Genomic DNA, 14215 nt, shown 5'->3' with positions numbered 1-14215 from the left:
TTATGTTTTTTATGATTACGTATGCAAAGCAATCGTGCTTATTTAATACTATGTTGATCTGTTAACGTTTTTTTAATTATAATGCTATCCAATCTTTAGGATGCTTTAGTACTTCTACAAGCTTTTCTTCTTCGCTTCCTTTTTCTGGATAATGGTCGTAAACCCATTGTACATGTGGGGGTAGGCTCATAAGGATACTTTCAATGCGTCCATTTGTTTTTAAACCAAATAAGGTGCCTTTATCATGTACTAAGTTAAACTCTACATAGCGGCCACGACGAATTTCTTGCCAATTACGTTCTGCTTTAGAATAGGATAAGCTTTTTCTTTTTTCAACAATGGGCACATAGGCTTCCAGAAAACTATCGCCTACTTCGGTTACAAAGTGATACCAGTTCTCCATGGTTCTATCGTTTGAGGCTTTACAATAATCGAAAAACAATCCTCCAATTCCTCTGCTTTCATTTCTATGGCTGTTATAAAAATACGCGTCGCAACGTTTTTTGTAATCTTTATAAAATTCTGGGTCGTGTTTGTCACAAGCTGTTTTACAGGTTTGATGGAAGTGAACAGCGTCTTCTTCAAACACATAATATGGCGTTAAATCTTGTCCGCCACCAAACCAGCTGTCTATAATGTTTCCTGAGCCATCATACATTTCAAAATAACGCCAATTGGCATGAACGGTTGGTACCATGGGGTTTTTAGGATGTAAAACCAAACTTAGTCCGCAAGCAAAAAAATCGACATCGCCCACATTAAAGTAGGTTTGCATAGATTTTGGTAATTTACCATGTACACCCGAAATATTAACGCCCCCTTTTTCCAAAACAGCACCGTTTTCTATAACACGCGTGCGGCCTCCGCCACCCTCTGGTCGTTCCCAGATATCTTCTTGGAATTTGGATTTTCCATCAACAGCTTCAAGCTTTGAAGTGATGGTGTCTTGAAGGTTTTGAATGTATTTGTAAAATTTATCTTTCATTAATAACAGATGTTTTGTGCTGGGTTTGAATAAGGTCTACGGTTTGTTTGGTAGCAGCGGTTACTGATAAAGGCAATACTAAAATAACACCAAGTACTGGGATGAGTAAAAAAAGGATAAAAACAATGCCATTGCCAATAGCAGCACCTTTGTGTTTTCGAACAAATTTTAAACTTTCATGATATTTAAAATGGCGTTCTAATGTGTAGTCCATATTGCCAAAACCTGCATAATAAGCTTGTACTAGGAGTAATAAAGCAGTTGAAAAAATATTGACTACGGGAATCAATTTTAAAAGTAAAATAGGAATGGTGAATAGCAACTCCATGGCTAAATTCCTGCTGTTAATACGAATACCCCTCCATAGTTGTTCTGAAAAACTGGTATCTCTATGACTATGTGGAAGATGTCCTGTTAAATAGGCTTCAATTTTTTCGGAAACCGGACTCATAAATGGTGCCGATAATGCCATTATTATGTGTTTAAAAAGAATAAGTCCAATTACAATAACAATTAAACCGCCAATAATGTTACCAAAAGCGGTAAAACTTGTTTTGCCCCAGTCCCAAATCCATATTTTTGAAATGAATTTACCAATATTATCTGATAAGCCATACGCTAAGACACCAATAAAAATGGCCGTTACAAAGCTGATAATCATAGGGATTGCAAAATACTTCCAGAGCTTTAGTTTGGAAATGAAACTAAAAGCTCCGAAGTAAGCTTTGATTCCTAATGATATGTTTTTTATCATAAGATTCGTTCTAACCCTATTTTATTTTCAAAAACGAACAAGTCGTGTAATTCGGAAATTAAGACGGACGATATTCTTTTACCGCATCTATAAAAGCTTTAGCGTGATCTAGTGGAATATGGGGTAAAATACCGTGGCCTAGGTTTACGATGTATCTGTCTTTACCAAATTCATTAATCATCTGATTAACCATTCTTTTGATATCTGATGGTGGAGAAAGCAGTCGTGTGGGGTCGAAATTACCTTGTAGCGTAATTTTGCCACCGGTTAAATAACGTGCATTTTGTGGAGAGCAGGTCCAGTCGATACCTAGTGCAGAAGCATTAGATTTCGCCATTTCACCTAGAGCGAACCAACACCCTTTTCCAAAAGCAATAACAGGGGCATCATCTTTTAAAGCTTCAATTATTTGATGGATATATTGCCATGAAAACTCTTGATAATCGACAGGTGAAAGCATGCCGCCCCAAGAGTCAAATATTTGTAAAGCATCACAGCCCGCTTTTACTTTTTCTTTTAAATACGCAATAGTGGTGTCTGTTATTTTTTGAAGTAATTGATGTGCTGCTAAAGGGTTTGTGAAGCAAAATTCTTTAGCTTTATCAAAGTTTTTACTGCCCTGGCCTTGTACGCAATAACATAAAATAGTCCATGGCGAACCCGCAAAACCAATTAGGGGAATTTCATCATTTAACAATTCCTTAGTTGCTTTTATGGCTTGGTATACATAATCTAGTTCTACGGTAACATCTGGAACGACTACGTTATCCACATCTTTTTGGGTGCGTATTGGATTAGGTAAATATGGACCAAAGTTAGGTTTCATTTGAACCTCTATATTCATGGCTTGCGGAATCACTAATATATCACAGAACAAGATAGCGGCGTCCATACCATATCTACGTATAGGCTGCACGGTAATTTCACTTGCTAATTCTGGTTTTCGGCAACGTGTAAAAAAATCATATTTTTCACGAATGGCCATAAATTCTGGCAAATAACGTCCCGCTTGGCGCATCATCCAAACAGGAGGCCTACTAACCGTTTCACCTTTTAATGCTCTTAAAAATAAATCGTTTTTTATGCTCATGTCTCTTACTTTTCTAGCAAATGCCAGACATTAATAATTAAAATCTAAAGGACTCCTATGGTTTTTTAAACGTAATGCTCATTAACCAGTTCTATAACGCTTTCTACTGTTGGGATGTTTGCAATGCGAACGTCTTCAAAATGTTTTTTTGCCTCTTCTGCAGTGGTTTCTCCAATACAAAATGCAATAACCTCTCTTTTGTTTACCCGAACAAAACTCTCTACAGTAGAAGGGCTAAAAAACATAACACTTTCTACAGCATCAATTACTTTAACGCCATCTAGCTTAGTTTGGTATGCTTCTACCTCATTTACCTTAATGTGATTTTTTGCTAAAGTACTCGGGATGGTGTCTAACTTTATATCACTACAAAAATAAGTAACCTCAGTACCTTCAATATTATCTATTAAATATTCTGTAAGTTTTTTTGCGTTTTTCTCGGCATGTACTACTGGGCCAATTTTTTTCTCTACTAAGCGTTTCGTGCGTCTGCCAACACAATAGATGTTCTCAAATTGTAGTTCGGCAGCCGAATAATTTGTTGTTAAAGACTCGACCGTGTTCTGGCTTGTTATAATAACATTTTGAATTTTATTTTTTAAGAAGCGTGCAGGGATTCTATTTAAGTTTATTTTTACAAAATCGGCACTATCTGCTATAATTTTTTCATGAAACAATAAACGCTGGCCTTCTGTTAATGCTTTGGTGGAAAACACATTTGTTTTATGTGCCGAGCGTTTAATATTATCCATTAGGCGCTTGCCGCCACGTTCAATAACGAAATTAGCGGAATAGGTGCTAATATCGTGGTGTTCGCCTAATTTTTTAACACGGGTAACATCGATTCTTTTAGAGCCATCAGCGCTTAATAGTACACCTTTAAAATGCACTTCTTCATTTTTAATATAGGCTAAAGCACCAATGGGAGCGCTACAGCCCCCTTCTAGTTTATTTAAGAACTCACGTTCAATATTGACACAGATTTCGGTTTCTTCATGATTTAATTCTCTACAAACCGATTTTATAAAATCATCTTCATCTAATGCGGTTATCATTATGGCACCTTGGGCAGGAGCAGGAATCATCCAATCTAAATTTATGGCTTCTTCAGGTCTTACGCCAATGCGACCAATGCCTGCAGCGGCAAAAATAGTGGCATCCCAATCTTCGTTGTCCTGTAGTTTTTGCAACCTTGAATTTACATTTCCACGTATATCAACAATAGTATGTGTAGGGAACCTGTTAAGCCATTGCGCGCGTCTGCGCAAGCTACCTGTAGCAATTACAGCTTTTTTAGAACTAAGAAATTCTTCATTATTTTTAAAAACCAGGGTATCGTTTACATTGCCCCGTTTAATTATCGCTGCCTGAATAATGCCTTGAGGCAAAATAGTGGGCACATCTTTAGAAGAATGTACAGCAATATCGATATCATGATTTAACATCGAAATATCTAAGGTTCTTGTAAAAATACCAGTAATCCCTAATTTGTATAAAGGTTTGTCTAAAACCAAATCGCCTGTAGATTTTACAGGAACGAGTATTGTTTTATGACCTAGATTTTCGAGTAAACTCTGTACTGTTTTAGCTTGCCATAAAGCTAATTCACTATCTCTGGTGCCAATTCTAATGATTCTAGACATGTCTTGTCGTTTATTTTTATATGGGTTTGAGGTTTTTGTTTTTGAATTAAAGGTTTTAAAACAATTAAAATATCCCCGTCAATTTATAAGCTTTAGAAGCATTTTCTGTTTTTAAAAAGCTTATGCTTCTGTTTTATTTGATTTTGAACAAGTTGCTTTATTGGTGCATGTAAGCATATGTAAGCAATAGGGTTAGTGATGTAACCACTAAACTCTATGAGTTTTAGGCTTGGGTTGTGGGGTGCTCTAACTGGAATATTTTTTTTATAAATTCCAGACTATCGTCCGTAGAAACGCCATCATCTTTCAAGTGGTGTGCGAAATGATTGGTTATTTTTTGAATGATGTTATTACTTATTAGTTCGGCCTGCTCTTCATTGAAATCAGGGTTTTTTTTACGTAAAGCATCAAATTCTGCAACCTTAAAATCGTTTAATTTATGCTTAAGAGCTTTAATAGTTGGTGCGAACTTTCGGGTTTCCAACCAGCTGTTAAAATCTGCTTTAACTTCTTCAATGATCACTTCCGCTAATGGGATTTGTTCTCTTCTCGCCTCTAAGGTTTGATCGGTTATTTTAGATAGGTCGTCCAAATGAACTAAAGATACGTTAGCCAGTTCTTCTACATTGGGATTAACGTTTTTAGGAATGGATAGGTCTAAAATTAAAAGAGGTTTTTTAGACTGTATGATATGCTTATCAATTGTAGGACGTTGCGCACCTGTTGCAACAATCAAGATGTCCGAATTGGATATTTCTTCTTGTAAATTAGCATAATCTTTAACGACCAAGTTGAATTTTCCAGCAATCTGTTCTGCCTTATTCTTCGTTCTGTTTATTAAGGTAATTTGTTCGTTTTTAGTATGTTTTACAAGATTTTCACAGGTGTTTCTACCAATTTTCCCTGTACCAAATAATAAGATGTTTTTCTTTGAAACGTTTTCAATATTATTGAAAATATATTGTACAGAAGCAAAAGATACAGAAGTAGCTCCAGAAGAAATGTTTGTTTCTGTTTTAATGCGTTTACTGGCTTGAATAACCGCATTTACTAAGCGCTCGGTAAAATGGTTTAGTAAACCGTGCTTTCTTGAAAGATTAGTGCTTATCTTTAACTGACTTATAATTTCAAAATCCCCAAGAATTTGACTGTCTAAACCAGAACCTACACGAAACATGTGTGTTATGGCATCGTTATTTTTGTAAATATAGGCTACCTTTTCAAACTCTTCAACCGTGCCTCTAGTGTTGTCGCAAAGCAATTGAATTAACTGAAAAGGGTGTTGGGCAAAACCGTAAATTTCTGTACGGTTACAGGTAGAAGTTACAATCAGGCTTTCAATAGCGTTTTCCTTGGCTTGATTAAGCAACCTTAATTTAGAATCTTGATCTAAACTAAAATGGCCTCTTACCTCTGCATCGGCTTTTTTATAGCTTAAACCAATGGCGTAAAAGTAATTACTTCTAGAAATATTATATTTCTGCATGTTGATAAATGAAATTGAGAAAGCAAAAGTATGTTGAAGGCATGACAATAAGTAACGCTAGACGAACAATTAGTATCGATTGTGGTTTTTTGATCCTGTTTTTTATCAATTTATGATAAATGTCATACTTTTGCTGTGAGATAGGGGGTTTTAAGACCTTTAATTTAGAACCAATCTAAATAAAAACATATGAATAACGAAAGTAATAATAAAAAAAGTATCGCTAAAAGTTCTTTCGATGAAACGAAAGTTGAAGATGGAGTTTTGGTTCTCGCCTATAAAAATGAAGCAAGTGAAATGCAATCTGTTGTAAAAGAAATAGATAGTGATTATATTCAATTTCATTTTTGTTTAAAGGGTTCTAGCCAGTTTGTTTTTAATGAGGGGCGATATCGCTTAAATATTCTTGAGGAAAATTCTTTGTTACTGTATAATCCACAACGGGATTTACCTATAAATCTGGAAATAAATGCGCAATCTTGGATGGTTTCTATTTTAATTTCCATTAAAAAATTTCATGGGTTATTTTCACAAGAAGCCGATTATATTACCTTTTTAAGTGAAGATAATCGAGATAAAAAATATTATAAAGATGGTATGATAACGCCTTCTATGGCCATTGTACTCAATCAATTGATAAATTATAATTTAAACCAATCCATAAAACCACTTTATTTTAAAGGGAAAGCATACGAGTTGTTGAGCTTGTATTTTAATAGAAGTGAAGATGCTAATATTGAACAATGTCCGTTTTTAGTAGATGAAACGAATGTTATTAAAATTAGAAAGGCTAAAGATATTATGATTTCGCGTATGGCAGAACCACCAACACTGCAAGAGCTTGCCGATGAAATCGAATTAAGCCTTAAAAATCTAAAAGAAGGATTTAAACAGATTTATGGAGATTCTGTTTTTAGTTTTTTATTGGATTATAAAATGGAAGTGGCACGAAAGCTTTTAGAGGCAGGCGATGGCAACGTTAATGAAGTAGGGCTTAAAGTAGGTTATAGTACATCAAGTCACTTTATATCGGCTTTTAAAAAGAAATATGGAACTACACCAAAAAAATATGTGATGTCTTTGCTATAAAAAGAGCACAGCGCTCTCCTCTTTTTAACATAAACCCTAGTTTGAATTTGCATGTGTTACGTCAAAGGAATGAAAATGGCTTTAAAGCAGTAAAAATCTACCCAGTACATGCTATTTTTTTAGGAGAAAAAAGATATAGTCTTTCCGTTTTCAAAATAAGAGTAAAAGTATTATTCACTTGATGGGTTTTATTTTTTTATAGATGTATTCGTCATTTTAAAACCTATTATTAAAAATATAGGGCAGTAATTAAGCTCGCTAATTTTTTTAATAGGTTTTATTTTTGGTTGTTTTATCGACAATATACTAGAGATTTGTCTGAATACAAGTGCATTTCATCGATTATTTACGCTTTTAGTCGTTTCGTTTTGTTAAAAAGTTTAGGTTTGCTCTGCTATTAACCAAAATGAAACCGAAATGATTATACAAAACTAAAGAATTTGCTTCCAAAGCATTAGCTACAATAGAAGCTTTGTTTAATGTCTTCATTATTTACTTACCAACCCTATAGTTCTAAATATTGAGGATTGAAATACTTCATCTGGTATCATGTAAGTATGAACTAAAATTTGCCTACCTCTAAAAAGGAAAACTATTAGGTAAATGGAAAATCCCTCAAATAAAAAACTAACCATGTATGTTCAAGAATCGATTGAAGATGCATAAAAACCAAAAATTATGAATAAAACTGTATTATCCGCATTAGTTGTGCTTTGTTTAATCACGTCTTGTAAAACCAAAGGGGTGTCCGATATCGCTGTTGGTGAATGTGAATTGTTCAAAATCGGAAATTTTTCTTTTTATAATCCAAGGGTTTACGAGCGGCCCATTATGTTTCAAAAAGGGAGTCATACTTTATTATATCCAGATTATTTGCCCGTTTGGTATGCTGGCTATTGTGCAGAAAACCTTCCTTCATATTTTAAAGAGAAATCAGATTTTATAAAGCATATTTATTCTAAAAAAATTGCACAACGTAGTTTGCCTTATTATGACCAGATGTACGAAGCGAATAAAAACAACTTAAAAGGCGCACCTGCTTTTTATCATGACGATTTTTTTCTTGTTTTTAGAGGCACCGTGAGTGTTAAAAATTTAAAATCGAATAATGAATATTTACTGGTGTCTGGAAAAAGCTATATAGCCGATGAATCAGATTATGATAAAAATACAGATTTTTACGAAAAAGATGTTAAATCTATGTTTGCCTTTATTTTAGAAGATGGGGTTTATAAATTTGTTGATGTAGACCTTGTTATGGGGAATTTTTCGAAATACCAAAACGATAAGGTCTTGGATATTTTGAATGCAAAGACGTTGGTAGAAACCGTTTGTGTTGAAAATGTAAATAATGTAAAAAAAATAGACTTTGATAGTTCTAAACTACCAAAATGGGTATACAATAAATCGGAATTAGATGAAGAATAAATTTACTTAACCCTAGAAGTGTGTTTAGGTAAGTAAAACATTCTTTTTTCTTTTCTAAAAACTCTATAAAACTGTATAATACGGAATTATAGGGTTTTTTGTTTATAGATGCTTTTGCAATTTGTACTTTCCTTTTTATCATTTTCGGCGTTAATTTTTATTCATTACAATATGTGTCGTATTTTTGCGTCATGAAGAAAGGAATTCTATTAGTCAATCTTGGTTCTCCTGATAGCCCGGAGCCAAAAGATGTAAAAAAGTACTTAGGCGAGTTTTTAATGGATGAGCGTGTTATCGACATTCCTTATGCCGCTCGTGCTTTATTAGTGAAAGGTATTATTTTGAAAACCAGGCCAAAAGCTTCTTCCGAAGCCTATAAAAAAATATGGTGGGAAGAGGGGTCGCCGCTTATTGTTTTATCGCAACGGCTTCAAGACAAACTTCAACAGCAAATAGAGTACCCTGTAGCTTTAGCCATGCGTTATGGCAGGATGACTATTAAAAAAGGATTACAGGAATTGGTAGATAAAGGTGTAGAAGAGGTGCTATTGTTTCCATTATATCCGCAATTTGCTATGGCAACAACCGAAACCATTACGGTATTGGCAGAAGAGCTCCGTCTAGCACATTTTCCGAATTTAAAAATTGAATCGGTTCCTGCGTTTTATAACAAACCCGATTATATCGAGGTGCTTTCAAACTCGATAAAAAGACATTTAGAAGATAAAAACTACGACCATTTATTGTTTTCCTATCACGGTGTTCCAGAACGGCATATCCGTAAAAGTGATATTACGAATTCGCATTGTAAAATAGATAAAAGTTGTTGTGAAACGCCATCGAAAGCGCACGAGTTTTGCTATAGGCACCAATGTTTAGAGGTGACTAGATTAGTGGGGGAAAGGTTGCAATTAAAAGAAGGTAGTTACTCCACATCGTTTCAATCTCGTTTAGGGTTTGATCCTTGGTTATTGCCTTATACCGATAGAACGATTGAGCGTTTGGGAAAAGAAGGGGTTAAAAACATGGCTATTGTTACGCCTGCTTTTGTTAGTGATTGTTTAGAAACCTTGGAAGAAATCGCGATGGAAGGTCAGGAGATCTTTCACGAAATGGGGGGGCAGGATTTTACAACCGTTCCTTGTTTAAATGACGATTCTGAATGGGTGGCATTGCTTTCTAAATGGATTAAGACCTGGGCAAACTCTAAGACAGCCATTTTATAATGTCTAAAATATCGTCACAAGATCTAGGAACACAGTCCATTCAAAAACTGCTTATAAAGCAAGCCGTACCTGCATCTATTGGGATTTTGGTTATGTCGCTTAATATTTTAGTAGATACTATATTTGTTGGCCATTGGATAGGTGCTACAGCTATTGCGGCCATAAATGTAGTGTTGCCGGTTTCTTTTTTTATAGCGGCTCTGGGTATGGCAATAGGTATTGGCGGCTCGTCTATTATTTCTAGAGCACTTGGTTCACAACATTATGAGAAAGCCTTAAAGACTTTTGGTAATCAAATCACCTTAACGCTCCTGCTCACGATTAGTTTGGTTGTTCTGGGATTATCTTTTGTCGATAATATTGTAAATGCTTTTGGAGGGAAAGGAGCTATTTTCGAACCTGCAAAAACATATTACACTATCGTGCTATATGGTGTGCCTTTATTAGCTTTATGCATGATGGGCAATAGCGTTATAAGGGCCGAAGGCAAACCTAAATTTGCAATGTACGCCATGATGATACCATCGGTTGGGAATTTACTGTTAGATTATATTTTTATTAATGTTTTAGATTACGGAATGGCCGGAGCGGCATGGGCCACAACTATATCGTATGGAGCTTGCTTTGCTTATGTACTTTGGTTCTTTCTTTCTAAAAAATCTGAATTAAAAATAAGGGTATCTCATTTCGGGCTCACTCCAAATATCGTTAAAGAAATAGGGTCTTTGGGCTTTGTTACTCTAGCAAGGCAAGCGGTCGTGAGTATTACTTATTTATTTATGAATAATATCTTATATGATTTAGGAGGAGAAACATCTGTTACGGCCTACGCTATTGTGGGTAGGATGCTTATGTTTGCCATGTTTCCAGTTTTAGGCGTTACCCAAGGGTTTTTGCCAATAGCAGGTTTTAATTATGGCGCTAGAAATTATGCTAGAGTTCGCAGTACGATAAACACAGCGATTAAATACGCTGCTGTATTGGCTACAGGTGTGTTTGTATTGCTGATGCTTTTCCCTGAAGCCATTACAAGAATGTTTACTACAGATGTAGAGGTTATAAAGCAAACTCCAAGTGCTATGCGTTGGGTTTTTGCTGCCACACCTATTATTGCTGTTCAACTTATTGGAGCTGCTTATTTTCAAGCTATTGGAAAAGCCGTTCCTGCGTTATTGTTAACTTTAACACGACAAGGGTTTTTCTTTATCCCTTTGATTTTGATACTTCCGAAATTTTATGGCGAATTGGGCGTATGGATATCTTTCCCTATCTCAGATATTCTGGCTACTTTAGTAACAGCTTATTTTTTAAATAGAGAGATAAGCAGAACCCTAAAACCGGAACGTAACCCTATTTAAATACCATTAAAACCATGATATATTTCTACTTAAAATCGTTTCATATTATTTTTATTGTTACTTGGTTTGCTGGCCTGTTTTATATTCCCAGGCTTTTTGTATATCAAATAGAAGCCTTTTATAAACCCTCCCCAGAAAAGGAGATTTTGGGCAAACATTTAAAAATTATGGCAAAGCGCTTGTGGAATATCATTACATGGCCATCGGCTATTTTAGCAACGCTTTTTGGTTTGAGTCTGTTTTATTTAAATCCTACGCTTATTTACCAAGACTGGATGCAGGTTAAACTTGCATTTGTTATATCGCTCTTTATCTATCATTTAAAAACCCATAAGTATTTTAAGCAGCTACAAAATGATGAGGTAACAAAAACCTCTGGTTTTATGCGTATCTGGAACGAGGGTGCGACTTTTATTTTGTTCGCCGTTATTTTTCTAGTTATTTTAAAAAGCGCCATCAATTGGATTTGGGGAATTATTGGTATGGTGGTTTTAGCCGCACTTATTATGTTAGGGTTTAAATTATACAAACGTATACGGGAAAAAAACCCTGATGCTTAAACAGGTTTTTCAAAATAAGCATATTTTGGATTGATTATTGTTATACGTAATGCGTTATATTATTTGAATGAAATTAAGAAAGCTTTCTCTGCGTACCCGTATTTTTATAGCCATGATTTTGTTGGTGCTAGTGGCCTCTATACTTATAGTTACGGTTGCCATTAAGCAATACAGTGAAGAAACGCATGAGTACCATAAGCAACGGCTGGAACAAAAAGAATATGCGATTAGAAGGCACCTCCATAACATTATAAAAGAAACATCTTATCCTGTAGTTACCGATAAAGTCGCTTTAATTTTTAAAGATGAAATTTATAGGGTTTCTGATGTGCATTCACTTCAAATTAATTTATTTGATTTGGATGGCACACTTTTAATATCTTCAAAAGCGAGTTTTTCCAATGATACCATTCAAAAGTGTATCAGCACCGATATTTTAAACGAAATTTCCAATAAGGCAGCACGTCGCCACATTGAAAAAAGCCAAGAAAACGGCGAAACCTTTCAGTCGTCTTACACATATCTTACAGATCAAAAATTTAAGCCTCTAGCTATTTTAAATCTACCGTATTTGGAAAATGATGATTTCTTGTCTAAAGAGCTAAACGAATTTCTAGAGCGCATCAGCTACACCTATTTGTTTGTCTTGTTTATAGCCATATTTATAGCATTTTTATTATCTAAGTACATTACCAAGTCGCTTAAAACCATCAGTGATAAAATGAGTACGACACGTTTGGAAATGCGGAATGAGAAAATTGAAATCGACGATACCAGTGAAGAAATTTCGGCTCTGGTAAGCGCTTATAATAGCATGATCGACGAGCTTGCAGAGAGCGCTATAAAACTTGCTCGTAGCGAACGTGAGCAAGCTTGGCGTGAAATGGCGAAACAAGTCGCCCATGAAGTTAAGAATCCGTTAACGCCTATGCGACTAACGGTTCAGAATTTCCAACGTAAATTTGACCCTAATGACCCCAACATCTATAACAAGGTAGAGGAGTATAGCAATACTCTTATTCAACAAATAGATACCATGAGTGCTATTGCTTCGGCATTTTCTAATTTCGCAAAAATGCCAGCCCAACAGAGTGAAAATTTAAATGTTGTAAAAATAATTAAACTGGCTTTAGAAATATTTAATGAAGATTATATTGTGTTCTCTGCTGACGATGATGAAATTATTGCCAAATTTGATAGAACACAACTTATTCGGGTGGTTACCAACTTAGTGAAAAATAGTGTTCAGGCAATTTCAGATAACCCGGCGCCTCAAGTTTTGGTGCATGTTGGTACCGAAGAAAATAGAGTTTTTATAACGGTGACCGATAACGGTGTAGGGGTTTCAGAAGCTAATAGAGTCAAAATATTTGAGCCTAAATTCACAACTAAAACAAGTGGGATGGGACTTGGGTTAGCAATGGTTAAAAATATTGTTGAAACCTATAACGGTACCATCGATTTTACATCGGAAGTGGGAGTGGGCACGGTTTTTAAAGTGACTTTCCCTAAAATTTAATTGTTTGATTGATGGTTATCTATAAATAGGGCATGAACCCCTTTATGGGTATTATAGAACAGTTGTTAGCTATAATTATGGTAAGGCTTATAAAAAGATTGTAAATTTATCGCAAATAAACAGCAAATGAAAATCCTTCACTTAGATACAAATCACGATCTGTTGATTGATCAACTTCATGATTTAGGCTTTACAAACCACGAAGACTATACAGCTTCAAAAGAAGAGATAGAACGCAAGATACATCTGTATGACGGTATTGTTTTAAGAAGCCGCTTTACTATTGATAAAACATTTATCGATGCTGCAACCCAGTTAAAGTTTATTGGTAGGGTAGGAGCCGGATTGGAAAATATAGATGTTGAGTATGCTCAAAAGAAAGGTATTGAGCTTATAGCGGCACCAGAAGGTAATCGTAACGCCGTTGGAGAACATGCTTTAGGGATGCTATTATCGCTCTTTAACAAGCTTAATAAAGCCGATGCGGAAGTAAGGGCCGGAAAGTGGTTGCGTGAAGCTAATAGAGGTATTGAGTTAGATGGAAGAACGGTGGGCATTATCGGGTATGGCAACATGGGAAAAGCCTTTGCTAGAAAGCTTCGGGGTTTTGAGGTGTCTGTATTATGTTACGATATTAAAGAAGGTCTGGGCGATGAAAATGCGAAACAAGTAACGCTTTCTGAGTTTCAGGAAAAAGTAGACGTGCTAAGCTTGCATACACCGCAAACCTTATTAACCTTAAGAATGGTCAATTCTAATTTTATTAAGGCCTTTAAAAACCCCTTTTGGTTTATCAATACAGCGCGCGGTAAAAGTGTGGTTACGGCAGATTTGGTTTCAGCATTAAAATCTGGGCACATTTTAGGAGCTGGGCTTGATGTTTTAGAATATGAAAAGGCTTCATTTGAAAATTTATTTTCAAATGAAATGCCAGAAGCATTTCAATACTTAATTGAGGCGCAAAATGTAATATTATCACCTCATGTAGCAGGTTGGACGGTTGAAAGTAAAGAAAAATTGGCACAAACCATTGTGGATAAAATAAAACAGAAGTTTTGTTGATTTTAGTTTATAAGT

12 protein-coding genes are annotated in these 14215 nt (G+C 35.2%); 7 read left to right on the top strand and 5 right to left on the bottom strand.

Annotated features, from left to right (window positions below; all coding sequences use genetic code 11):
• Positions 1–76: 76 nt before the first annotated feature.
• From hemF to hemA, 5 genes are all read right to left on the bottom strand, one after another.
• The gene (gene hemF / locus ACFFU9_RS00410) at positions 77–985 is read right to left on the bottom strand and encodes an oxygen-dependent coproporphyrinogen oxidase (protein ID WP_379859378.1); all 909 of its coding nucleotides are present in this window, start codon (positions 983–985) and stop codon (positions 77–79) included.
• On the bottom strand, positions 975–1739 hold the full coding sequence (locus ACFFU9_RS00405) for an EI24 domain-containing protein (protein ID WP_379859377.1): 765 nt from the start codon (positions 1737–1739) through the stop codon (positions 975–977). The genes hemF and ACFFU9_RS00405 overlap by 11 nt, the downstream gene beginning before the upstream one ends.
• 58 nt (positions 1740–1797) lie before the next feature.
• Entirely contained in the window at positions 1798–2829 is a 1032-nt protein-coding gene (gene hemE / locus ACFFU9_RS00400; RefSeq protein WP_379859376.1) for a uroporphyrinogen decarboxylase, read from the bottom strand.
• A 65-nt stretch (positions 2830–2894) separates the two neighbouring features.
• On the bottom strand, positions 2895–4472 hold the full coding sequence (gene hemC / locus ACFFU9_RS00395; RefSeq protein WP_379859375.1) for a hydroxymethylbilane synthase: 1578 nt from the start codon (positions 4470–4472) through the stop codon (positions 2895–2897).
• 223 nt (positions 4473–4695) lie between these two features.
• Positions 4696–5958 carry a glutamyl-tRNA reductase gene (gene hemA / locus ACFFU9_RS00390; protein ID WP_379859374.1) on the bottom strand — a complete coding sequence of 421 codons (1263 nt, stop codon included), beginning with the start codon at positions 5956–5958 and terminating at the stop codon, positions 4696–4698.
• Positions 5959–6147: 189 nt separating this feature from the next.
• On the opposite strand from hemA, the gene ACFFU9_RS00385 reads away from it, so the two are divergent.
• The 7 genes from ACFFU9_RS00385 (at position 6148) to ACFFU9_RS00355 (ending at position 14200) form a co-directional block, all read left to right on the top strand.
• Positions 6148–7047 carry a helix-turn-helix transcriptional regulator gene (locus tag ACFFU9_RS00385; RefSeq protein ID WP_379859373.1) on the top strand — a complete coding sequence of 300 codons (900 nt, stop codon included), beginning with the start codon at positions 6148–6150 and terminating at the stop codon, positions 7045–7047.
• A gap of 678 nt (positions 7048–7725) precedes the next feature.
• Positions 7726–8475: a hypothetical protein gene (locus ACFFU9_RS00380; RefSeq protein ID WP_379859372.1), complete on the top strand. Its 750-nt coding sequence runs from the start codon at positions 7726–7728 to the stop codon at positions 8473–8475.
• Positions 8476–8666: 191 nt separating this feature from the next.
• Positions 8667–9701, top strand: coding sequence for a ferrochelatase (gene hemH / locus ACFFU9_RS00375; protein ID WP_379859371.1), 1035 nt, complete (start codon positions 8667–8669; stop codon positions 9699–9701).
• Positions 9701–11059 (top strand): MATE family efflux transporter, encoded by a 1359-nt coding sequence (locus ACFFU9_RS00370; protein WP_379859370.1) that lies wholly within the window; start codon positions 9701–9703, stop codon positions 11057–11059. The genes hemH and ACFFU9_RS00370 overlap by 1 nt, the downstream gene beginning before the upstream one ends.
• Before the next feature lie 14 nt (positions 11060–11073).
• Positions 11074–11619 (top strand): CopD family protein, encoded by a 546-nt coding sequence (locus ACFFU9_RS00365; RefSeq protein ID WP_379859369.1) that lies wholly within the window; start codon positions 11074–11076, stop codon positions 11617–11619.
• A 67-nt stretch (positions 11620–11686) separates the two neighbouring features.
• On the top strand, positions 11687–13138 hold the full coding sequence (locus ACFFU9_RS00360) for a sensor histidine kinase (RefSeq protein ID WP_379859368.1): 1452 nt from the start codon (positions 11687–11689) through the stop codon (positions 13136–13138).
• Between the two features lie 126 nt (positions 13139–13264).
• Positions 13265–14200 carry a 2-hydroxyacid dehydrogenase gene (locus tag ACFFU9_RS00355; RefSeq protein WP_379859367.1) on the top strand — a complete coding sequence of 312 codons (936 nt, stop codon included), beginning with the start codon at positions 13265–13267 and terminating at the stop codon, positions 14198–14200.
• Positions 14201–14215 lie beyond the last annotated feature (15 nt).

Origin of the sequence: Mariniflexile ostreae, from assembly GCF_042427585.1 — a bacterium.
Classification (GTDB): Bacteria; Bacteroidota; Bacteroidia; order Flavobacteriales; family Flavobacteriaceae; genus Pseudalgibacter; species Pseudalgibacter ostreae.
Note: the sequence above shows the minus strand (reverse complement) of the source record. Positions and strands in the feature narration are given on the sequence as shown.

Bases quoted from the DNA above. Each gene is read 5' to 3' on its own strand.
- hemF (WP_379859378.1), bottom strand. From the start codon at position 985: ATGAAAGATAAATTTTACAAATACATTCAAAACCTTCAAGACACCATC.
- ACFFU9_RS00405 (WP_379859377.1), bottom strand. From the start codon at position 1,739: ATGATAAAAAACATATCATTAGGAATCAAAGCTTACTTCGGAGCTTTT.
- hemE (WP_379859376.1), bottom strand. From the start codon at position 2,829: ATGAGCATAAAAAACGATTTATTTTTAAGAGCATTAAAAGGTGAAACG.
- hemC (WP_379859375.1), bottom strand. From the start codon at position 4,472: ATGTCTAGAATCATTAGAATTGGCACCAGAGATAGTGAATTAGCTTTA.
- hemA (WP_379859374.1), bottom strand. From the start codon at position 5,958: ATGCAGAAATATAATATTTCTAGAAGTAATTACTTTTACGCCATTGGT.
- ACFFU9_RS00385 (WP_379859373.1), top strand. From the start codon at position 6,148: ATGAATAACGAAAGTAATAATAAAAAAAGTATCGCTAAAAGTTCTTTC.
- ACFFU9_RS00380 (WP_379859372.1), top strand. From the start codon at position 7,726: ATGAATAAAACTGTATTATCCGCATTAGTTGTGCTTTGTTTAATCACG.
- hemH (WP_379859371.1), top strand. From the start codon at position 8,667: ATGAAGAAAGGAATTCTATTAGTCAATCTTGGTTCTCCTGATAGCCCG.
- ACFFU9_RS00370 (WP_379859370.1), top strand. From the start codon at position 9,701: ATGTCTAAAATATCGTCACAAGATCTAGGAACACAGTCCATTCAAAAA.
- ACFFU9_RS00365 (WP_379859369.1), top strand. From the start codon at position 11,074: ATGATATATTTCTACTTAAAATCGTTTCATATTATTTTTATTGTTACT.
- ACFFU9_RS00360 (WP_379859368.1), top strand. From the start codon at position 11,687: ATGAAATTAAGAAAGCTTTCTCTGCGTACCCGTATTTTTATAGCCATG.
- ACFFU9_RS00355 (WP_379859367.1), top strand. From the start codon at position 13,265: ATGAAAATCCTTCACTTAGATACAAATCACGATCTGTTGATTGATCAA.